This is a genomic window from Pseudomonas sp. LF-5, assembly GCF_037626295.1.
Classification (GTDB): domain Bacteria; phylum Pseudomonadota; class Gammaproteobacteria; order Pseudomonadales; family Pseudomonadaceae; genus Aquipseudomonas; species Aquipseudomonas monsensis.
Window position 1 is genome coordinate 156,706 of record NZ_JARKMT010000007.1, and the last position, 21,027, is coordinate 177,732.

General features: G+C 55.8%; 16 protein-coding genes and 1 tRNA gene. 10 read left to right on the forward strand and 7 right to left on the reverse strand.

The annotated features are described in order from the left end of the window. Positions 1-25: 25 nt before the first annotated feature. From PseuLF5_RS20200 to dibA, 3 genes are all read right to left on the reverse strand, one after another. Positions 26-1,039, reverse strand: coding sequence for a sulfate ABC transporter substrate-binding protein (locus PseuLF5_RS20200; RefSeq protein WP_095137855.1), 1,014 nt, complete (start codon positions 1,037-1,039; stop codon positions 26-28). Positions 1,040-1,187: 148 nt separating this feature from the next. Next, the gene (gene oscA / locus PseuLF5_RS20205) at positions 1,188-1,370 is read right to left on the reverse strand and encodes a sulfur starvation response protein OscA (RefSeq protein ID WP_034151822.1); all 183 of its coding nucleotides are present in this window, start codon (positions 1,368-1,370) and stop codon (positions 1,188-1,190) included. Between the two features lie 286 nt (positions 1,371-1,656). Further along, a complete protein-coding gene (dibA, locus tag PseuLF5_RS20210) occupies positions 1,657-3,576 on the reverse strand; it encodes a phosphodiesterase DibA (protein WP_340134537.1) in 1,920 nt (639 codons plus the stop codon). A gap of 147 nt (positions 3,577-3,723) precedes the next feature. On the opposite strand from dibA, the gene desA reads away from it, so the two are divergent. Together desA and PseuLF5_RS20220 are read left to right on the forward strand one after the other, a co-directional pair. Further along, positions 3,724-4,908, forward strand: a complete 1,185-nt coding sequence (gene desA / locus PseuLF5_RS20215; protein WP_123470438.1) for a delta-9 fatty acid desaturase DesA — start codon at positions 3,724-3,726, stop codon at positions 4,906-4,908. 245 nt (positions 4,909-5,153) lie between these two features. Continuing rightward, on the forward strand, positions 5,154-6,143 hold the full coding sequence (locus tag PseuLF5_RS20220) for a GGDEF domain-containing protein (protein WP_123470436.1): 990 nt from the start codon (positions 5,154-5,156) through the stop codon (positions 6,141-6,143). Between the two features lie 125 nt (positions 6,144-6,268). Here the strand turns inward: PseuLF5_RS20220 and PseuLF5_RS20225 are convergent, their stop codons facing one another. The 3 genes from PseuLF5_RS20225 to gabD form a co-directional block, all read right to left on the reverse strand. After that, positions 6,269-7,480 (reverse strand): response regulator, encoded by a 1,212-nt coding sequence (locus PseuLF5_RS20225; protein ID WP_123470434.1) that lies wholly within the window; start codon positions 7,478-7,480, stop codon positions 6,269-6,271. 139 nt (positions 7,481-7,619) lie between these two features. Continuing rightward, positions 7,620-8,897, reverse strand: coding sequence for a 4-aminobutyrate--2-oxoglutarate transaminase (gene gabT, locus PseuLF5_RS20230; protein ID WP_123470432.1), 1,278 nt, complete (start codon positions 8,895-8,897; stop codon positions 7,620-7,622). A 185-nt stretch (positions 8,898-9,082) separates the two neighbouring features. Continuing rightward, entirely contained in the window at positions 9,083-10,525 is a 1,443-nt protein-coding gene (gene gabD / locus PseuLF5_RS20235; protein ID WP_336347995.1) for an NADP-dependent succinate-semialdehyde dehydrogenase, read from the reverse strand. A gap of 443 nt (positions 10,526-10,968) precedes the next feature. Between gabD and PseuLF5_RS20240 the strand changes: the two genes are divergently transcribed. Beyond that, positions 10,969-11,045: transfer RNA gene (locus PseuLF5_RS20240), tRNA-Arg, on the forward strand. A gap of 69 nt (positions 11,046-11,114) precedes the next feature. On the opposite strand, the gene PseuLF5_RS20245 is transcribed toward PseuLF5_RS20240, so the two are convergent. Then, a complete protein-coding gene (locus PseuLF5_RS20245) occupies positions 11,115-12,041 on the reverse strand; it encodes a DUF5655 domain-containing protein (protein WP_340134541.1) in 927 nt (308 codons plus the stop codon). Positions 12,042-12,278: 237 nt separating this feature from the next. On the opposite strand from PseuLF5_RS20245, the gene PseuLF5_RS20250 reads away from it, so the two are divergent. The 7 genes from PseuLF5_RS20250 (at position 12,279) to PseuLF5_RS20280 (ending at position 21,021) form a co-directional block, all read left to right on the forward strand. Continuing rightward, positions 12,279-12,539: a hypothetical protein gene (locus PseuLF5_RS20250; RefSeq protein ID WP_340134543.1), complete on the forward strand. Its 261-nt coding sequence runs from the start codon at positions 12,279-12,281 to the stop codon at positions 12,537-12,539. Between the two features lie 91 nt (positions 12,540-12,630). After that, positions 12,631-13,173 carry a restriction endonuclease subunit S gene (locus tag PseuLF5_RS20255; protein ID WP_340134610.1) on the forward strand — a complete coding sequence of 181 codons (543 nt, stop codon included), beginning with the start codon at positions 12,631-12,633 and terminating at the stop codon, positions 13,171-13,173. Between the two features lie 2 nt (positions 13,174-13,175). After that, positions 13,176-14,699 carry a type I restriction-modification system subunit M gene (locus PseuLF5_RS20260; RefSeq protein WP_340134545.1) on the forward strand — a complete coding sequence of 508 codons (1,524 nt, stop codon included), beginning with the start codon at positions 13,176-13,178 and terminating at the stop codon, positions 14,697-14,699. Then, positions 14,689-15,921, forward strand: coding sequence for a restriction endonuclease subunit S (locus PseuLF5_RS20265; RefSeq protein WP_340134547.1), 1,233 nt, complete (start codon positions 14,689-14,691; stop codon positions 15,919-15,921). Before PseuLF5_RS20260 ends, PseuLF5_RS20265 begins: the two co-directional genes overlap by 11 nt. After that, positions 15,922-16,926, forward strand: coding sequence for a virulence RhuM family protein (locus PseuLF5_RS20270; protein ID WP_340134549.1), 1,005 nt, complete (start codon positions 15,922-15,924; stop codon positions 16,924-16,926). A 28-nt stretch (positions 16,927-16,954) separates the two neighbouring features. Continuing rightward, positions 16,955-20,230 carry a type I restriction endonuclease subunit R gene (locus PseuLF5_RS20275; RefSeq protein WP_340134551.1) on the forward strand — a complete coding sequence of 1,092 codons (3,276 nt, stop codon included), beginning with the start codon at positions 16,955-16,957 and terminating at the stop codon, positions 20,228-20,230. Then, positions 20,227-21,021, forward strand: coding sequence for a M48 family metallopeptidase (locus tag PseuLF5_RS20280; RefSeq protein WP_340134553.1), 795 nt, complete (start codon positions 20,227-20,229; stop codon positions 21,019-21,021). The genes PseuLF5_RS20275 and PseuLF5_RS20280 overlap by 4 nt, the downstream gene beginning before the upstream one ends. Positions 21,022-21,027 lie beyond the last annotated feature (6 nt).

Sequence of the window (21,027 nt, forward strand, 5' to 3'; positions counted from 1 at the left end):
AGCATCAGGCTCATTGTGGGTCAGATTACTGCGCCTGATAGATCTGGTCGAACACGCCACCGTCATTGAAGAATTTCGGTTGCGCGGTTTTCCAGCCGCCGAAGTCCTTGTCGATGGTCACCAGTTCCAGTTTCGGGAACTGCTGGGCGTACTTCGCCGCCACGTCCTTGTCACGCGGACGGTAGAAGTTTTTCGCGGCGATCTCCTGACCGGCCGGGCTGTACAGGTGTTTCAAATAGGCTTCGGCGATCTGCTCGTTGCCTTTCTTCTCGGCGTTCTTGTCGACCACCGCCACCGGCGGTTCGGCGAGAATCGACAGCGACGGCACGACGATGTCGAACTTGTCCGCGCCGCCGTCTTCTTTCAGCGCCAGGAACGCTTCGTTTTCCCAGGCCAGCAACACGTCACCCTGACCGTTGTTGACAAAAGTGATGGTCGAACCGCGAGCACCGGTATCGAGTACGGGCACGTGCTTGAACAGGGTCTGTACGTACTCTTTGGCTTTTTCTTCACTGCCGCCGTTGGCTTTCAGGCCGTAGGCCCACGCGGCGAGGAAGTTCCAGCGCGCACCGCCGGAGGTTTTCGGGTTCGGGGTGATCACCGAGACGTCGTTCTTGATCAGGTCGCCCCAGTCCTTGATGCCTTTCGGGTTGCCCTTGCGCACCAGGAACACGATGGTCGAGGTGTACGGGGTGCTGGCGTCCGGCAGACGCTTCTGCCAGTCGGCCGGCAGGGTCTTGCCGAGCTTGGCGATTTCGTCGATGTCGCCGGCCAGGGCCAGGGTCACAACGTCGGCGCGCAGACCGTCGATCACCGCACGGCCCTGCTTGCCCGAACCGCCGTGGGATTGCTGGATTTTCACGGTGTCGCCGGCATGGTCCTTCTGCCAGAACTTGATGAATTCAGCGTTGTAGTCCTGATACAGCTCGCGCGTCGGGTCATACGACACGTTGAGCAGTTCGTAATCCTTGGCAACGGCGGAACCGGCAAACACAGCGCTGGCCAGGGCGGCCAAAGCGTAACGGCGAATCGACGACATGGTGAAAGCTCCTGGAATTCTCGGTGGTGGCTTTTTCTTATGTATTTCGGAAAGCGTGGTGCCGGTTCAAAAGATCGCAGCCTTCGGCAGCGTCTGCGCACAATCCCCTGCAGGCGCTGCCGCAGGCTGCGATCCTTGGCTCTTCAAATCAGCCCGGTTGTTTACCGGGTTGCTGCAAGCGGAATTTCTCTTTGCGCTCGATCTGCACGACCTGGGCGTTGTGCACAGTGATCTCCACCGCGCCGAACCGCAGATCGCGCAGGGCGCTCTGGATTTCACGCAAGATGGTGGTTTCGTCCTGACCGTCAACGCTGCGAAGGGATGCGCTCATGGTGCTGCTCCTTTGAATGGGATATGCCTGGCAGTGGGCGGCACTGCGTTCGGCGTGGGAGCAATATAAGAGAGGCGCAGATATTCTTAAAAAGACTATTTAAGAATGTTTATATAACTGAAAAACATTATCTGACGGGACAAGGGTTTGCGCGCTTTCCCGGTACTCAAGAACACCGCAACCCCTGTGGCGAGGGCGCTTGCTCGCGCCGGGCTGCGCAGCAGACCCAAAAAACCGAGCGCTTCGTACTCGAGCGGGAGCAAGCTCCCCCGCCACAAGATCGGATTCAACCGATAACAGGCGTGCGCGCCCAATCAATCTCCGCCGCCGGCACCGGCCGCCCAAACCAGTAGCCCTGGCCCAGGTCGCACTCCTGCGCCAGCAGAAACGCCGCCTGCTCGACCTGTTCGATGCCCTCGGCATGCACTTGCATCCCCATGCTGCGAGCCAGCGCGATGATCACCCGGGCAATCGCCGCATCGTCCTCGTCCCACGGCAGACCGGCGACGAAACCCTGATCAATCTTCAACTTCTGCACCGGCAAACGTTTGAGCCGCAACAGCGACGAATAGCCAGTGCCGAAGTCATCAATGGCCAGGCGAATGCCCAGCTCACGCAAACGGTGCATCTGTTCCAGCGCGACTTCCGGGTCGTCCATCACCGCACTTTCGGTGACTTCCAGCTCCAGACAAGCCGGATTCAGCCCGGTGTCGTGCAGCACTTGCGCCACCTGTTGATACAACTCGCGACGGGCAAACAGCCGCGACGACACATTCACCGCGACAAACGACAACACCACGCCCGCCTGCTGCCACGCGCACATCTGCCGGCACGCCTGCTGCATCACCCAGTCGTCGATTTCGGCGATCAAGCCGGTGCGTTCGGCAATCGGAATGAACTCCGCCGGCGACACCAGGCCACGCTGCGGATGCTGCCAGCGCACCAGCGCTTCGACGCCGATCAGGCGACCGGTTTTCAGGTCATGCACCGGCTGGTAGTAAACCCGCAACTCCTGCTGCTCCAGGGCGCGGCGCAACTCGAACGCGATTTCGACCCGTTGCTGGGCGTGGGCGGTGAGTTCTTCGGTATACAGGGCATAACCGTTGCGGCCGCTGCTCTTGGCCTTGAACAACGCAGCATCGGCGTTGCGCAACAATTGGTCGGCGCTCAACGCATCGCTGGGAAACAGGCTGATGCCGATGCTGATGTTGATAAATAACTCATGGCTTTCAAGGCGAAACGGCTCCTTGAGCGCGTCGAGAATACGTTGGGCCAATGCCGCCGCCTGCCCCGGTTGTGGACAACTTTCCACCAGCACGGCGAATTCGTCGCCCCCCAGTCGCGCCAGGGTGATGCCGGGGCCGAACAGCGCCTGCAAGCGCGCCGACACCGCTTTGAGCAAGCGATCGCCGACGTTATGGCCGAGGCTGTCATTGATCATCTTGAAATGGTCCAGATCGAGCATCAGCAACGCGCAACCGCGCTTGTGCGCCTGCGCCGACGCCAGCGCCTGCTCGGCACGGTCGCTGAACAGCAGACGGTTGGGCAGATCCGTGAGCGGATCGTGGTGCGCGAGGTGTTTGAGTTCGTGCTCGGAATCCTTGATCGCACTGATGTCGGAAAACACCGCGACGTAATGGCTGAGCCGGCTCTGGTCATCATGAATGACGCGGATGGTTTGCCACTGTGGATAAATCTCGCCGCTTTTTCGACGGTTCCAGATCTCGCCACTCCACTCGCCTTTGGCCTCCAGCGTGGCGAACATCGCCTGATAGAAGCCCGGCGGATGATGACCGGACTTGAACAGACTGGGCTGCTGACCGATGACTTCTTCGCGCTGATATCCGGTGATCTCGATGAACGCCCGGTTGACGTGCACGATCAGGCCCTGGCGATCAGTGACCAACACGCCTTCGCGCGTGCAGTCGAATACGGCCGCCGCCTGCCGCAGGCGCTCGCGATCGGCATGGCGTTCACGCAAACGCGCACCGATACCGAGAAACTCGCACAAACGCGCCCTCGCCAGAAAAATCAGCCCGGCACTGACTGCCGCAAAGACGTAACCGTTGATCAGTTGCCAATGGGCAAGATCGACGGCGTTATCGAAGAAACTGTTTAATAAATGATCAGTGCCCAGCAGCCAGAGGACGGCAAGCACGAGATAGAGCAGCGCTGCACGCAAAGCATCGCGATAAATGGCAGGCATTCGGCTATCCATGTCCCTACAAAAAAGGTTGGAATTATAGGTCAAGAAACATCCAGCGACTCTTATCTAAAAGGGCGACTGGTTTTATCTGTGTGCTTGGTGATAATGCAACGGCTGTTTTTATCTTTATCGAGGGCCCTATAGCCTATGTGGTACGAAGGTTTTCTTGGCTTGTCCGCCTGGTCACTGGTCGCAGTCACCCTGCTGATGACCCACGTGACGATTGTTGCCGTCACGGTCTATCTGCACCGATATTCGGCCCATCGCTCGCTTGAGCTGCATGCCGGCCTGAAACACTTTTTCCGCTTCTGGCTGTGGCTGACCACGGCGCAGAACACCCGCGAGTGGACGGCCATCCACCGTAAACACCACGCCAAATGCGAAACCGAAGACGACCCGCACAGTCCGGTCGTCAAGGGGCTGTCCACCGTACTGCGCAAAGGCGCCGAACTGTATCGCGCCGAAGCCGAGAATCCGGAGACCCTGCGCATCTACGGCAAGAACTGCCCCGAAGACTGGATCGAACGCAACCTCTACAGCCGCTACCCGCTGTTGGGCGTGGCGATCATGGGCGTCATCGACCTGCTGCTGTTCGGCACCATCGGCATCACCATCTGGGCGATCCAGATGATGTGGATCCCGGTATGGGCCGCCGGTGTGGTCAATGGCCTGGGCCATGCCATCGGCTACCGCAACTTCGAATGCCGCGACGCGGCGACCAATCTGGTGCCGTGGGGCATCCTGATCGGCGGCGAAGAGCTGCACAATAACCATCACACCTACCCTAACTCGGCCAAGCTGTCGGTGAAGAAGTGGGAGTTCGACCTCGGCTGGGCGTGGATCAAGGTCTTCTGCTTCCTGCGTCTGGCCAAGGTCCAGCGTGTGGCACCGATCGCCCACCGCGTCGAAGGCAAGGGCAATCTGGACATGGACACCGCCATGGCGATCCTCAACAACCGCTTCCAGATCATGGCCCAGTACCGCAAGTTGGTGATCGGTCCGCTGGTCAAGCAGGAGCTGGCCAAGGTCGATCATTCGGTACGCCACCAGTTCCACCGCGCCAAACGCTTGCTGTCGCGGGAAACCAGTCTGCTGGAAGAGCGTCATCACTTGCGCATCCAGAACATGCTCGAGCACAGCCAGGCGCTGAAGGTAATTTACGAAAAACGTCTGGCCCTGCAGCAGATCTGGGTCAAGACCAGCGCAAATGGCCACGACATGCTCGCCGCCATCAAGGACTGGATTCACGAGGCCGAGGCCAGCGGCATTCAGTCCCTGCGCGAATTTGCCGACCAGTTGAAAACCTACTCGTTGCGCCCTGCAGCGGTCTGATTTTGGTGAATGATCCCCTGTGGCGAGGGGATTCATCTCCGATCGGTAGCGAAACGAGCGAAAACCTGACGACGCGTTCTCATCGATGAAACGCGTCGCCACGACCGCCCGGCGGGAGCAACCTCCCTCGCCACAAATGCGCGGAACTTAGCACCAAAAGCCCTATCTCAAAGACACTTCGCCACCCCGGCGGGCTGTACTGTGGCCGCTGTCGAAATGCGGCACGCCCTTTGAGATCTGTGCCGATGGTCAACAACAACCAAAAAGACTCATCCTTCCCGCAATGGCCCGAGGCCGCGCAAACCCTGATGGCGTTGATGCACGCCCAAGGCGAAGTCGCCCGGCTGAGCGAGCGCGAACAGCTGTTCAGCTCGCTGCTGGTAAGCGTCAACGCCGTGCTCTGGGCCTTCAACTGGGAAACCCGACAGGTGCTGTACGTCAGTCCCGCCTATGAACGGATTTTCGGCCGCTCGGCCGGTTTGCTGCTGGCCGACTACAACCAGTGGCGCGACAGCATCTATCCCGACGATCTGGAATACGCCGAACGCAGCCTCGCCGAAGTCCTGCACAAAGGCGCCGTGGAAGATCGCGAGTACCGGATCATCGCGGCCGACGGCTCGGTGCGCTGGCTCAGCGACAAATGCTTTATCAACCGTCAGGACGAACCCGGGCAACCGGTGATCATCGTCGGCATCGCCGAGGACATCACCGACAAGAAGCAGATGGAAACCGAGCTGCAACGCCTGGCCACCACCGACGTGCTGACCCAAAGCAGCAACCGCCGCCATTTCTTCGAATGCGCCAACCGCGAATTCAGCGCGGCACGCCTGCAAGGCTCGCAGATGGGGTTTCTGTTGCTGGATATAGATGACTTCAAAGTGATCAACGATACCTACGGCCACCCTGAAGGCGACAACGTATTGCAACGCATTGCCGAGTGCGGGCGAGGGTCGTTACGTCGAGGCGATCTGTTCGGACGGATTGGTGGAGAAGAGTTTGCGGCAGTATTTCCGGGCTGTGCGCCGGACATGGCCATGCAAGTGGCCCAGCGCCTGCAACAGGAAATTCAGCGCTTGAGCTTCAGCCATGACGGTCAGAGCTTCGGCATCACCGTCAGTCAGGGCCTGACCAGTCTCACGGAGAACGACGACAGCCTCGACAGCCTCTTCGCCCGGGCGGATGCGGCGATGTACGAAGCCAAGCGCCAGGGCAAGAACCGCATCATCTCTGCATAGCCGCTGTTTGAATTCACCAAAAAACCTGTGGAAGCGGGCTGGCCAGCGCACCCAGACAAAGATGTTGTCTGCGCCGACGCCATCGCCGGCCAGCCCGCGCCCACAGTGATTGGTAGTAAGTCAGGTTATTTACGCATCCGCATCAACTCCGGCAGCCCGATCTTCAGCAACCGCGCGGTACGACTCTTGGCCAGTTCCTCGACGCCCTCATGCTCGGTCAGGCGGGCCATCTGCGCGGCCATGTTCATCACCAGCGCCTCACGGGAGTAAACCCCGCCACCGAGCTGGTAGGCCGACGCAATCAACTCACGCAGCTCCAGCGGCAAGCGCCAGCGGGTGCGCAACGCCGAACCGTAAGCCGCGCCAAACGCCTCGAGCGCGTCGCCCACCTCCGTCCACTCATCCAGTTCGCCGCCGGCCTGCTTCCACTCCTGCAAACAACGCAACAACGCCAGATCGCCGAGGCGATGCAACATGCCTGCGCAATAGCAGCGCTCCTGATCCAGGTCGAGCAGGCGCGCCAGCGTGCGAGCGTATTCAGCCGTGTGCAGCGACAGCCCCCAATAACGCTCGGCGTAATCGGCCAGACACGGATCACTGAGTCTGGCGCTGCGCTTGAGCGCCAGGCCGAGAATCAGGTTCATGCTCTGCCCGGTACCCAGCCTATGCAGCGCTTGCGCCAGGGTCTGCACGGGCGCGCCATAGTGCTGCGCCGCGCTGTTGGCCGCCGCAATCAACACTGCGGTGATCTGCGGATCGGTTTTGATCTCTTCTTCCAGCAACTTCAGATCGAGGCCGTTCGGGTTCAGGCTGCGTTTGACTGCCACCTGCACATCCGTCATCAATGGCGCGCCATCGGCCTGCTCGCGGCGGCGCTCGAGGAACACCGACAAGGTCATGCCCGGCGCCAGGACGGGCACTTCACAGAACACTTCTTCCCCGGCATTGAGCAGCAAGCCCTGCAGACGCTCGGTCAGGCTTTCCATGTTCAGGGGTTTGGTCAGGTAGGCCGTGGGGGCCAGCGGCAACGCTTCGCGCACACTGGCGCTGTCGTTGCGGCTGCTCATCAGAATGAACGGCAACGGCGGATTGCGTTTGCGCTGGCGCACGCTGCGCAACACGTTCAAACCGTCGACACCGGGCAACTCCCAGTCGACGATCGCCAGGTCGTACGGCACCTCGCTGAGCAATGAAATGGCTTGCTGGCCGTCGGCACACAGGTCCAGCCGTGCATCACAACGGACGTTGAGCAGCACTTGTTTAAGCAGGTCCCGGGACCACGGATCGGCCTCGGCAATCAGCACTCGGGGTACGGCGGGTAAATCAACGGCAGTCATGCGCGCTCTCCCTTGCAATGCCTGAACCTTAGCCAATGCTGGCCATTCGATACAGCGCAAAAGCGATAGATCTGTTTCAGGGGCGTAAAAAACCCGCCGAAGCGGGTTTTTTGTCGAGCTGATCACACAGTGCCAGGGCTTACAGCTCCGAGAAGCACTCTTCGATGATCGCCAGACCTTTGTCCAGTTGCTCGTCCGGCGAAGTCAGCGGTACCAGGACGCGCAGAACGTTGCCGTAGGTGCCGCAGGACAGCAGGATCAGGCCCTTGTCACGCGCCTTGGCCACGACAGCCGCAACAGCAGTCGGGTTTGGCTTGTGGCTGTCGCCGTTTTCGAACAGCTCGACCGCGATCATCGCGCCCAGGGCACGCACTTCGCCGATCACCGGGTATTTGGCCTGGATGGCCTTCAGGCCGGTAACCAGACGCTCGCCGACTGCCTTGCAGCGGTCCAGCAGGTGCTCTTCTTCGAACACTTCCATCACGGCCAGGGCCGCGGCGCAAGCGATCGGGCTACCGGCGTAGGTGCCGCCCAGACCGCCTGGGGCGATGGCGTCCATGTATTCGGCCTTGCCGCAGACACCGGCCAGCGGGAAACCGCCGGCGATGGATTTGGCGAAAGTGGTCAGGTCGGCCGCAACGCCCATCTGTTCCATGGCGAAGAAAGTGCCGGTACGGCCAGCGCCCGTCTGTACTTCGTCAGCGATCAGCAGGATGCCGTGCTGGTCGCACAGCGCGCGCAGACGCTTCATGAATTCTTTCGGCGCGACGTAGAAACCACCTTCACCCTGCACAGGCTCGATGATGATCGCGGCGATGTCTTTCGGCTCGGCGTCGTTCTTGAAGATGCGTTCGATGGAAGCGATCGAGTCGTCGATGCTCACGCCATGCAGTTCGTTCGGGTACAGCGCGCGGAAGATGCCGCCTGGCATCAGGCCCATGCCGGCCGAGTAAGGCACGACTTTACCGGTCAGGCCCAGGGTCATCATGGTGCGACCGTGGTAGGCGCCGGTGAAGGCGATCACGCCGGCACGGCCAGTGGCGGCGCGGGCGATTTTCACGGCGTTTTCCACCGCTTCGGAACCGGTGGTCACCAGCAGGGTTTTCTTGGCGAAATCACCTGGCACCTTGGCGTTGATCTTTTCGCACAGCTCAACGTACGGCTCGTAGGCCAGTACCTGGAAGCAGGTGTGAGTCAGCTTGTTCAGCTGTTCGGTCACGGCAGCGATGATTTTCGGGTGCACGTGGCCGGTATTCAGTACAGCGATACCGCCGGCGAAGTCGATAAACTCACGACCTTCAACGTCAGTCACGGTCGCGTTCTTCGCCGACTCAGCGAAGATCGGGTGAATCTGGCCAACACCACGTGGAACAGCTGCGGTACGGCGGGCCATCAGTTCAGCGTTAGTCTTGCTCATTACAGTCCTCATTCGCCGCTCATCGGGCGGCGTGGTTCAAGGATTAAGCGGGAGAAATCGACGGTGGCAGCATGCGATGATCGACTGCCACGGCGTTCCTGGCCGCAGAGAAAATTCCGGTTTGAAACGACGCAAAGGGACAGCGCTCTCGTGCCCTTTGCGTTTGCAGCGATCCCTTTCTCGGCTTAGATGCCCAGGCAGAGGTATTTGATTTCCAGGTAATCTTCGATGCCGTACTTGGAGCCTTCACGGCCCAGGCCCGAGGCCTTGATGCCGCCGAATGGCGCGACTTCGTTGGAGATCAGCCCGGTGTTGACGCCGACCATGCCGTATTCCAGCGCTTCAGCCACACGGAATACACGGCCCAGGTCGCGAGCGTAAAAGTAGGAAGCCAGACCGAACTCGGTGTCGTTGGACATCGCGATCACTTCGGCTTCGTCTTTGAAGCGGAACAGCGGCGCCAACGGGCCGAAGGTTTCTTCCTTGGCCACGGCAGCGTCTTTCGGCACGTTGGTCAGGATGGTCGGCTCGAAGAAGTTGCCTTGCATCGGCTTGCCACCGGCCAGAACGGTGGCGCCTTTGGCCACGGCGTCAGCAATGTGCTCTTGCACCTTGGCCACGGCTTTTTCGTCGATCAGCGGGCCAGTGGTGGTGCCTTCTTCCAGACCGTTGCCGATCTTCAGCTTGGCGACTGCGACTTTCAGCTTCTCGGCGAACGCGTCATACACCGAATCCTGAATGTACAGACGGTTGGCGCAGACGCAGGTCTGGCCGTTGTTGCGGTACTTGGAAATGATCGCGCCTTCGACGGCCTTATCCAGGTCCGCGTCGTCGAACACGATGAACGGCGCGTTACCGCCCAGTTCCAGCGAGACTTTCTTGATGTCCTTGGCGCATTCCGACATCAGCTGGCGACCGATTTCAGTCGAGCCGGTGAAGGACAGTTTGCGCACGATCGGGTTGCTGGTCAGCTCGCTGCCGATATCGCCGGCGCTGCCGGAGACCACGCTGAACACGCCTTTTGGAATGCCGGCACGCTGGGCCAGTTCAGCCAGAGCGAACGCGGAGAACGGGGTTTGCGACGCCGGCTTGAGCACCATGGTGCAACCGGCGGCCAGTGCCGGGCCGGCCTTACGGGTGATCATCGCGGCCGGGAAGTTCCACGGGGTAATGGCGGCGGTGACGCCGATCGGTTGCTTGATCACGATCAGGCGCTTGTCCGGCTGGTGGCCCGGAATCACGTCACCATAGATGCGCTTGGCTTCTTCGGCGAACCACTCGATGAACGAAGCGGCGTAAACGATTTCGCCCTTGGCTTCGGCCAGCGGCTTGCCCTGCTCGAGGGTCATCAGGCGCGCGAGGTCGTCCTGGTTCTCGATCATCAGTTCGAACCAGCGACGCAGCTTGCCTGCACGCTCCTTGGCGGTCAGTGCACGCCAGGCCGGCAGCGCTTTGTCAGCGGCTTCGATCGCGCGGCGGGTTTCAGCTGCGCCCATCTTCGGCACGGTGCCGAGGATTTCGCCGGTGGCCGGGTTGTTGACCTTGATCGTCTGACCGTTGTCCGCATCGACCCAAGCGCCATCAATGAAGGCTTGCTGGCGGAACAACAGGGTGTCTTTAAGCTGCATGTCGGCTTTCCTTAACAGCACCGCGGCCTGCGCGGAGCAAAATTATGATTGTAGAAAGGCGCCTCGCAAGGCTGCCGTCAGGGAAATCAGAGACCGGGCGTGGCGCATCAACGGTGCTCGATTCGAACCACCTGCGCTGCAACACCCTGTCCAAAGAGCGTTTGAAATCTCAAACGGATCGTAGGATCAAAGGGGTTAAAGGACAATAGGTCGTTCGAAAAAAAGAACAAAAACGCCGCTTTTGTTGGATTTTTCAGATCAACGCGTCAAAACCCCCGCCGCAGCAAAACCATAGAACAGTCCTGCCAAAGCGCCAAGCGAGCCTTTTGCAGGACGTTACAGCTTTAAGGAATGCAGCGATTTCAACGGACACGCGCCCTGACAAAACCCGCAAAATCCCGGCATGGACGCCCCGAGCCGACCTAGGTATGATGTCGCCCGCTGCACCAGTAGCTCAGCTGGATAGAGTACTGCCCTCCGAAGGCAGGGGTCGTGGGTTCGAATCCCGCCTGGTGCGCCATTGATTCAAACGAGAAAGCCCCGGACTGTGATGGTCCGGGGCTTTTTTGTGGCTGAGATTCAGCGGGTATTAATTCTCTTGATAACTGCGCTCAATCAGCACTTTGGCCATTTCCAGATCGGCCTGAGTACGCAGACTCAACTCAAGATCACCAGTACCCCAGTGACCGATATTGCGCACATCGCGACTGAATCCCTCAACAAGCTCAACCGAATCGGGATCGAGTTTGAGATAAAGCTGCAAACGCTTGGATTGCACTACCAAGCTGGCGAAGTTTTTCAATCGGCGGTAGGCGACGTAGAGCTTCAAGTGCTTTTCTTGTACGTCATCACCGAAAGAGTGCAGATAGCTGTTGGTCTGCTCGAAGAGCTCAGAGACCTCTTTCGTCGCCTGACTGAGTTGTTCCTGCCAGGTTTTGTCCTTGGCCGCAGGTGCAAATTTACTCGTATCAGCTTCTACCGACTTGCTGGTTGCTGAGGCATTACCAGTACTCACCGCATTGACCAACTCAAGCAGCAACAGATCGTCAGCAAACAACTTGTAGCGAATCAGTTCGATGTTGCGCTGAATCAGCTGCACGGCGTGCTGATCGTAGCGGGTAAAATCCGCCGCGATACACAGCAACCGCGTGCCACCCCACTCGATCTGTTCGGCAGCGTCCTTGCCTAATGTCTCCATCACGAGCCAGCGAAACTCTGCTTGGTGATCGAGTAACCAGTCGAGATAAAACAAGCCCTGATTGATCACATTTTCATTGCTGTGCCGTTTGTATTCGACGATGACCGGACAGCCATTCTCATCCAGACCCAAGGAGTCGATACGTCCCTTGTGAGTCTTGCCAGTAGCGTATTCAGAAGCGAGAAAACGTACGCCAAGAAAGGTTTCCATATGCGTTTCGAGCAGGGTTTGCAGTTGCTTTTCCACCGCGACTGCTCTGCCCGGAAGCTCACATGCACCGTTGGCCAAACCCAAACGAAAGAGCTGAATATCGCTCATTCAAATTCCTTTTCAGCGATCAGCTTTGAGGGTGAAAAACGAAATCTGCAAAAGTCTCCCTGAGAATCGCAAATCCATAGAAACCCTACTGCAAAAAATAACATTTGACGACAAAGTGTTTCGGAGCGATATTGCCTCGCCACCAATCAAGTAGCCGCGCTACTGACAAAAATTGGGGTGCGGCAGGCTGCAACCTGCCGCGAATGCATTAACTGACCGGTTAGGAGAGCCAAAGCCGTGCGACTGTATCAAATCACCTATGGCGGGGGTAAGCCGCAAGAGTGCCCACCTCTGTTCGAGCGGATCAAAGGTTATGGCACCTGGTGCCAGGCGATGGATTCCACATGGATTATCGTCACCCAGGAAACCGCAGTTCAGATCCGGGACAATCTTCGTGATGTGATGGATAGAGAGGACGGCCTGCTGGTTACTCGCCTGCACGGAGAAGCAGCCTGGAAAGGGCTGCCAACCGAAGTGACGCAGTGGCTGAAAACCTGAGCGTCATATCGCACCGTTTAAGACTGTGCGCCAAGGACGGCGATTCTACTTTGAGAGCATTATGCCAACCCGATTATGCACATTGAGTGACGTGGCGAATGTCCGATCTGGCTACACCTTCCGAGGGGCGCTGGAAAACAACCCGGACGGCGACATCAAAGTCCTGCAAATAAAAGATCTGCGCCAGCGTGCTGTGATCGACGCCAACGCACTGATCTCGGTCAGTTGGGAGGGAAGTAAAAACCCTCCATTGCTGGAAGACGGTGATATCGCCGTGGTCGCTCGGGGCGATAGCAATACCGCCGCGCTATATAAAGAAGGGCAACGGATAGTGGCGACCAGCCAATTTTTCATCGTCACCCGCAAAACGGCAGAAATCTCACCGGAATATCTGTGCTGGATGATCAACCTCCCACAAAGCCAACGAAGCCTCGAACGAAATGGCAGCAGCATTCAGGCCATCAGCAAAGCATCGCTGATGAGCATGCCGATCCCGTTACCGTCGCCGGAAACCCAGGCAAAGCTGACCAATTTGCAACGCCTCTGGGATGAAGAAGATCAATTGATCGCCCAGCTTCATACGAATCGTGAACAAATGCTCCAAGGCATTTATCAGCAACTTATTAAGGAATGACCATGAGCGGCAAAGTAAAACAGGACGACATCAACAAGGCGCTATGGGCGGCTTGCGATATCTTCCGCGGCACGATCAGCGCCGACACCTACAAAGACTTCATCCTGACCATGCTCTTCCTGAAGTACATCAGCGATGTCTGGCAGGATCATTACGACACTTACAAAAAGCAGTACGGCGATGAGCCTGAGCTGATCGAAGAGATGCTCAAGAACGAGCGCTTCGTGTTGCCGCGTGACGCCAGCTACTACGCGCTGTACGACAAGCGTCATGAACCAGGCAACGGCGAGCGAATCGACCAGGCCCTGCACGCTATCGAAGAAGCCAACGGCACCAAGCTCAAGGACGCTGGCAAAAGCGTGTTCCAAGACATCTCCTTCAACACTGATCGTCTCGGAGAGGAGAAGCAGAAGAACACCATTCTGCGCGACCTACTTCAGGAGTTCGCCAAGCCTGAACTCAATCTCAAACCGTCTCGCGTCGGCAGTCTCGATGTGATCGGTAATGCTTACGAATACCTGATCAAGAATTTCGCAACCAACGGCGGACAAAAAGCGGGTGAGTTCTACACCCCGCCAGAGGTTTCCGAGTTGATTGCCGAACTGCTTGATCCGCAACCGGGTGATACCATTTGCGATCCGGCCTGCGGTTCTGCCTCGCTTCTCATGAAGTGCGGACGAAAAGTACGCGAACACCACAACAGCAAGAACTACGCCCTCTATGGACAAGAAGCCATTGGTTCCACCTGGTCCATGGCCAAGATGAACATGTTTTTGCATGGCGAAGACAACCACAAGATCGAGTGGGGCGACACGCTGCGTAACCCAAAATTGCTCGACCCAAATGGGCAGTTGCTTAAATTCGATATCGTTACTGCCAACCCACCATTCTCTTTGGATAAGTGGGGACATGACACCGCAGAGCACGATAAATTCGCTCGATTCGATCGTGGTATTCCACCGAAGACCAAGGGCGACTATGCATTCATCTTGCATATGATCGAAACACTAAAGCCTAAAACCGGACGCATGGCAGTTATCGTTCCTCATGGGGTGCTATTCCGAGGATCAACCGAAGGCAAAATCCGCCAAAAATTAATTGATGAAAATCTGCTTGACGCAGTTATTGGACTTCCGGAAAAACTATTTTATGGAACAGGCATCCCAGCCGCAATTCTGATTTTCAACAAGGGCAAAGTTGACGAAACTGTATTGTTTATCGATGCAAGCCTAGAGTTTAAATCCGGAAAAAACCAAAACCTCTTGGACAAAGAGCACATCAGCAATATTTTAACAACTTATCGCCACCGCATTAATTCAGAAAAGTATAGTTACCGTGCAAATTTAAAAGAGATCCAAGCCAACGACTACAACCTTAATATCCCTCGATACGTTGATACTTTCGAGAAAGATGCTGAGATAGATTTGGTCGCGGTGCATGAAGAACGGAAAAAAATTTCAACAAAACTTGCCGAACTTGAAATAACAATGGAAAAATACTTGAAGGAGCTTGGGTATGGTGCCTGAAGGCTGGATTAAAGCTCCTCTAAAATCCCTTGTTGAAATAAAACATGGATTTGCGTTCAAAAGCGAAAATTTTTCAGATCGGGGTCATCACATACTTATGACACCAGGTCATTTCCATGAGAAAGGAGGGTTTCGACCTCAAGGATCCAAAACCAAACATTATGTAGGAGAAATACCGAAAGGTTACATCCTTAGTAAGGGGGATGTAGTTGTAGCGATGACAGAGCAGGCAGCGGGCCTTCTAGGCAGCGCAGCTTTCGTCCCCGATGATGGAAAATATTTGCATAATCAAAGACTTGGACTAGTAAAAGCCGTCGACGAGTCTGTCACAGACATAAATTTCATCTATTGGCTTTATAACTCAAAAGAAGTCAGAAAGCAGATATCAGAGCAAGCTTCCGGAACTAAGGTAAAGCATACCTCGCCCGAGAGATTGGTGAGTGTAGTCGCTCTGCTTCCACCTATACTTGAGCAGAAAAAAATCTGCGAAATATTATCCGTATGGGACAAGGCAATCACTACAACCGAAGAGCTCCTGAGAAACAGCAAGGATCAAAAACAAGCATTAACGCAAAAGCTTCTTACGGGAGCAATTCGACACCCTGAATTCAATAGCGACTGGAAAACATTAAAGATTAGCGAGCTATTTTCTCGAGTTACGACCAAAAACAATAAAACAAGCACCAATGTATTAACAATTTCTGCGCAGCTCGGCCTAATACGCCAACAGGATTTTTTTAATAAGACAGTAGCTTCGGAGATACTCGACAACTACTACCTTCTAAAAAAAGGCCAATTTGCATATAACAAAAGCTACTCTCATGGCTACCCAATGGGTGCTATAAAACGCCTAAACAATCATGACGACGGCGTAGTGACCACACTTTATATATGTTTTGAACTACGAAACAAAAATATCTGCTGCCCGGAATTCTTTGAGCACTTTTTCGAAGCAGGGCTATTGAATCAGGGGTTGACCAAAGTAGCTAACGAGGGTGGACGTGCTCACGGCCTTTTAAATGTAAAGTCTTCAGATTTCTTTGGATTAGAGATAACCATACCTTGCCTAGAAGAGCAGAAAAACATTACTAAAGTTCTTTCTGCAGCTGACCAAAAAATCAACATGCTTTATCAGAAGTTAACTTGCTTAGAGCTAGAGAAGGAAGCCCTGATGCAAAAACTCCTCTCCGGCAAACTCCGAGTCAAGGTCGAGGCCGCATAAATGACTATCAATGACCTGATCCTCTACAGCACTGAAGACGGTTTGGCGCAGTTCACGCTGCGTGAAATGAACGGTCAGGTCTGGCTCACTCAACTCGAGCTTGCCGAGCTGTATCAGTCCAGCAAGCAGAACATAAGCAAGCACATTCAGGCGGTTTTGGCCGATGGCGAGCTGGCCGAACCGGCAGTTGTCAACTCTAAGTTGACAACTGCCGCTGACGGCAAGGAATACCTGACGCAGCTCTACGCTCTGCCTATGATCATCGCTATTGGCTACCGAGTCCGTTCAAGTCGCGGCTCGCAATTTCGCCAATGGGCCACGCGAACCCTGAGCGAGTACATGCTAAAAGGCTTCGTGATGGACGACGCCCGTCTGAAGGAGCCCCGCTGGGACTACTTCGATGAACTGCTGGAACGCATCCGCGACATACGGTCGTCGGAGAAGCGTTTCTATCAGAAGGTTCGTGATCTGTTCTGCCTGGCCGAGGACTATCGCGCCAATGAGCAAGACACTGCACGGTTGTTCGCCGAAGTGCAGAACAAACTGTTTTTTGCCGTGACCGGACATACCGCAGCCGAACTGATCGTACGCCGCGCCGATGCCAGCGTGCCTAACATGAACTTGCTCAGTTTCAAGGGTGACCGCGTACGCAAAGCGGATGTGGTGGTCGCCAAGAATTACCTGAACGGCGAAGAACTGGATCAGCTCAATCGCTTGGTCAGCATGTTCCTGGACTTCGCTGAACTGCGTGCCAAGCAGCGCCAACACCTGAAACTGGAAAACTGGCGACAGTACATCGACAGCTTTATGGCGTTCAACGAGCAGCCGCTGTTACGTACAGCGGGCACAGTTAGCCACGAACACATGAAACAAGTCGTGCATGAGCGCTACGAAGATTTCGATCAGAAGCGCCGAAAAATAGAAGCCATAGCAGTCGACACTCAGGAACTTCAAGAACTGGAAGACCTGGAAAAACGCTTGCGTAGCAGCAAGAAGCCCCAATGAAGTCAGTGCCACACAAGGAATTTGCCCGATGATTAGCGGCCCGAAATTTCAGGAAGAATACAGCGCGAAATTGCCTGCGCTGACCCTGCTCAGCAACCTGGGCTGGGACTTTCTGTCGCCAGAACAGGCGCTGGCCGCTCGATCCGGCAAAACCGATGAAGTGGTACTGCGTGACCGTCTTCGCGAACAACTGAGTAAACGTCGATTCACGTTTGCGGGTAACGAATACCCGTTGTCGACCAAGTCCATTGATAACCTCGTCAGTGAGGTCTGCAGTCCAGCGCTCAATGAAGGACTGCAAGCGGCCAATGAAAAGCTCTACAACCACTTGCTGTATGGCATTTCGGTGACAGAGTTCGTTGACGGTAAACGGGCGAATCCGACCATTGCGCTGATTGACTGGCAGGATCTGTCCAACAACAGTTTTGTCTTCACCGAAGAGTTCCGCGTGCTGCGCAGCGGTGGAGTGGATACTCGGCGGCCGGATATCGTTTGCTTTGTTAACGGTATCCCGTTGGTGGTGATTGAAGCCAAGCGCCCGGATGGTCACGCCAAAAAAGGCCCGACCATTGATGCCGGGATATCACAAAGCCTGCGCAACCAGCGCCACGATGAAATTCCACGACTGTTTGCCTACAGCCAACTGCTGCTCTCAATCAATGGCAGTGACGGCCGCTATGCAACGTGCGGAACCGATCAGAAGTTTTGGGCAGCCTGGCGCGATGAAGATCTCGGCACAGCCAAACAGCACGCCATCAAGAATCAGCCGCTGAGCGCTGAACAGAAAAACGCACTGTTTTCCCATCGCAATCCCGATGACCTTACTTGGTATGAAGGCTTACTGGCGGGTGGAGAGCTGGCAGTGACGGGACAGGATCAATTGTTGATTGGTCTGCTCTCCCCTACCCGCTTGTTGGAGATGACGCGTTACTTCACGTTGTTCGACCAAAAGGCCGGCAAGATCGTCGCGCGCTATCAACAGGTTTTCGGTATCAAGCGATTGATTGAACGCGTGCGCCTTAAGCGCAAGGACGGCGGCCGTGAGGGTGGGGTGATCTGGCACACCACGGGTTCAGGCAAGTCCTTCACCATGGTGTTCCTGAGCAAGGCGTTGATACTTCACGACGACCTTAAACAGTGCCGAATCGTGGTGGTGACCGACCGTATCGACCTGGAAAACCAGTTGAGCAAAACCTTCGCCTCAAGTGGTGAGCTCTCCGGCAAAAGAGACTGGGTGTCTGCCATGGCGACCTCAGGCACTCGCCTCGCCGAACAGATCGGTCGCGGTCATGAGCGCATCATTTTTTCGCTGATCCAGAAATTCAATAGCGCCACCAAACTGCCGGAGTGCATCAATACCAGCTCCGACATTATTGTGTTGATCGACGAAGGTCACCGCAGCCAGGGCGGTGAGAACAACATCCGCATGAAACAAGCGCTGCCGAATGCAGCGTTCGTGGCGTTCACCGGCACGCCCCTGTTGAAAAAAGACAAAACCACCAACAAGTTCGGCCCCATTGTTCATGCCTACACCATGCAGCGAGCGGTGGAAGACAAAGCGGTAACGCCACTTCTCTATGAAGAGCGTAAACCTGATCTGGATGTAAACGACCGAGCGATAGACAGCTGGTTTGCACGTATTACCGAAGGTCTGACGGAAGAACAGAAGACAGATCTGAAGCGCAAATTTGCCAAAAAACAGCGCATCTACTCCGCTGAAGACCGTATTCGGCTGATTGCTTTGGACATCGCCAACCACTTTGTAAAAAACGTCGACAACGGTCTCAAAGGGCAACTCGCCTGTGAAAGCAAGGCTGAGGCCGTCAAGTACAAGAAGTATCTGGACGAGGCCGGTTTATTCGAAAGCGCTCTCGTGATGAGCCCGCCGGACAGCCGTGAGGGCAATCTGGAGGTCGACGAGTCCAACATTCCGGAAGTGACCCAATGGTGGAACAAGAACGTTGGTAGCACTAACGAGCAGACCTATACCAAGCAGGTAATCGAACGCTTCGAAAAGGATGACTCGCTCAAACTATTGATCGTTGTAGACAAACTGCTGACAGGATTCGATGAACCAAAGAACAGCGTTTTGTACATCGACAAGCCGCTTAAAGAGCACAACCTGATTCAAGCCATTGCCCGCGTAAACCGGTTGCACCCACTGAAGAAGTTCGGCTTGCTGATTGACTATCGCGGCATCCTCACCGAACTCGACACCACGATTCAGAAGTATCAGGACTTGGCATCCCGCACCCAGGGTGGCTATGACATCAATGACATTGCCGGTCTCTACGATCCGATGAGCAGTGAGTACAAACGCCTGCCCTCTCTCTACAAAAATCTATGGGCAATCTTTGCCAACGTTAAAAACAAAGGTGATATCGAGCAACTGCGTCATGTGCTGGTGCCGAGGATGCAAGAGCTTGATGGTGAGTTCGTGGATATCAACCTCAAGGTTCGCGAGGATTTCTACGACGCACTGACCGAGTTCGCGTCTTGCTTGAAGGTAGCGCTGCAATCGGCTTCGTTTTTCGAAGACAGCAGCTTCAGCGAGGCGGATCGAACGCACTACAAGGAAACCCTTCAGCAGCTATCCAGCTTGAGAATGCTGGCCAAGCAAGACGCGGGCGAAACCATCAGCTACGACGAATACGCCGAACGGGTGCGTAAGCTGCTGGATAAACATGTGGTCGGTGTAGAGGTGCGAGAGCCCAAAGGCACATATGAAGTCGGCAGAATGGGGCAGAAGCAGCCTGAGGACTGGCCTGAGGAAAAAACCCGAAACGAGACTGACATCATCAAGACTCGGGTGAGCAAGATGATTGAGCAGGATCTTAAAGACGATCCCTATGCTCAAGAGGCCTTTTCCAAACTACTGCGACAGGCTATCGAGGAAGCAGAGAAGCTCTTCGATCACCCACTCAAGCAGTACATGTTGTTTCACGAGTTCGAACAACAGGTGCAGTCGCGCAAACTGGATGAGCTACCGGATGCGTTTTCGGGTAACAAGCATGCGCAGGCCTACTACGGCGTGTTCAAGAAGACTCTGCCTGATACGTTTGCGGCACTGGATGCACAAGCTCAAGACATGTGGGTCAAGCTAGCCTTCAGCCTTGAGGAAATGGTCACCGCGTCCGTCGCCGAACATTCGATTAATCCACAAAACATTGAAGCGGATATTCGCAAGAAACTGCTGCCGCTGATGTTCAAGGAGTGCAAGGCAATCGGTGCCGGAATGGATCAAGCAAAAGTCATCGTTGAAACGGTGGTTCAGATCACTCGCGTAGGACTGGGAGCTGCATGAGCGTTCCCATCCTTCTGCCGGAAGCTCATGGACGCGCTGCAAAACACTGGCTTAGCTTTCACTACGCCGACGAACTCATTGTCGTGGAGCGCGCACCCAAAGCACGACAAGTGCCGCGTCTGTTGATCAAGGTCGACCCAGACTGTCGAGTATCCGTGCAGGCACCTGCCAGCGCAAACGATGAGGAAGTGCTGCAAGCGTTGAAGAAACGCGGGCGTTGGATCTACCAACAATTGCGGCAATTCCGAGCCAATTCGGCTCACGTGACCCCACGCCAATACATCAGCGGAGAAAGCCATTACTACTTGGGCAAACAACACGTGCTCAAAGTGATAGAGGCCCCTGCTGCTGTGCCGCAAGTACGCTTGCTGAGGGGAAAGCTGGAAATCTCTGTCAGACAGAAGAAGGCCGAGACTGTGCGTGAGCATCTCAGAGCCTGGTACAGGGTCAGGGCTCGTGACGTGTTCAGTCGGCGCCTACAAGCTGTACTTGAGCAAACGCTATGGGTCGTGGACGAGCCGCCCTTACGTATTCAGACGATGCAGACTCAGTGGGGCAGTTGCTCACCCAATGGTCGGATCACCTTGAATCCTCACCTGGTTAAAACGCCGCGTGAGTGCATTGACTACGTGATTCTCCACGAGCTTTGCCATATCGCAGAACACAATCACAGCGAGCGGTTTTATCGACTGATGAGGCAGGTCATGCCGCATTGGGAAAAGGTCAAAGCTCGGCTGGATGGGATGGCCGCGCTTGTACTTAGCGACTTAGCAACAGTTGAACAAAAATAACCGTAT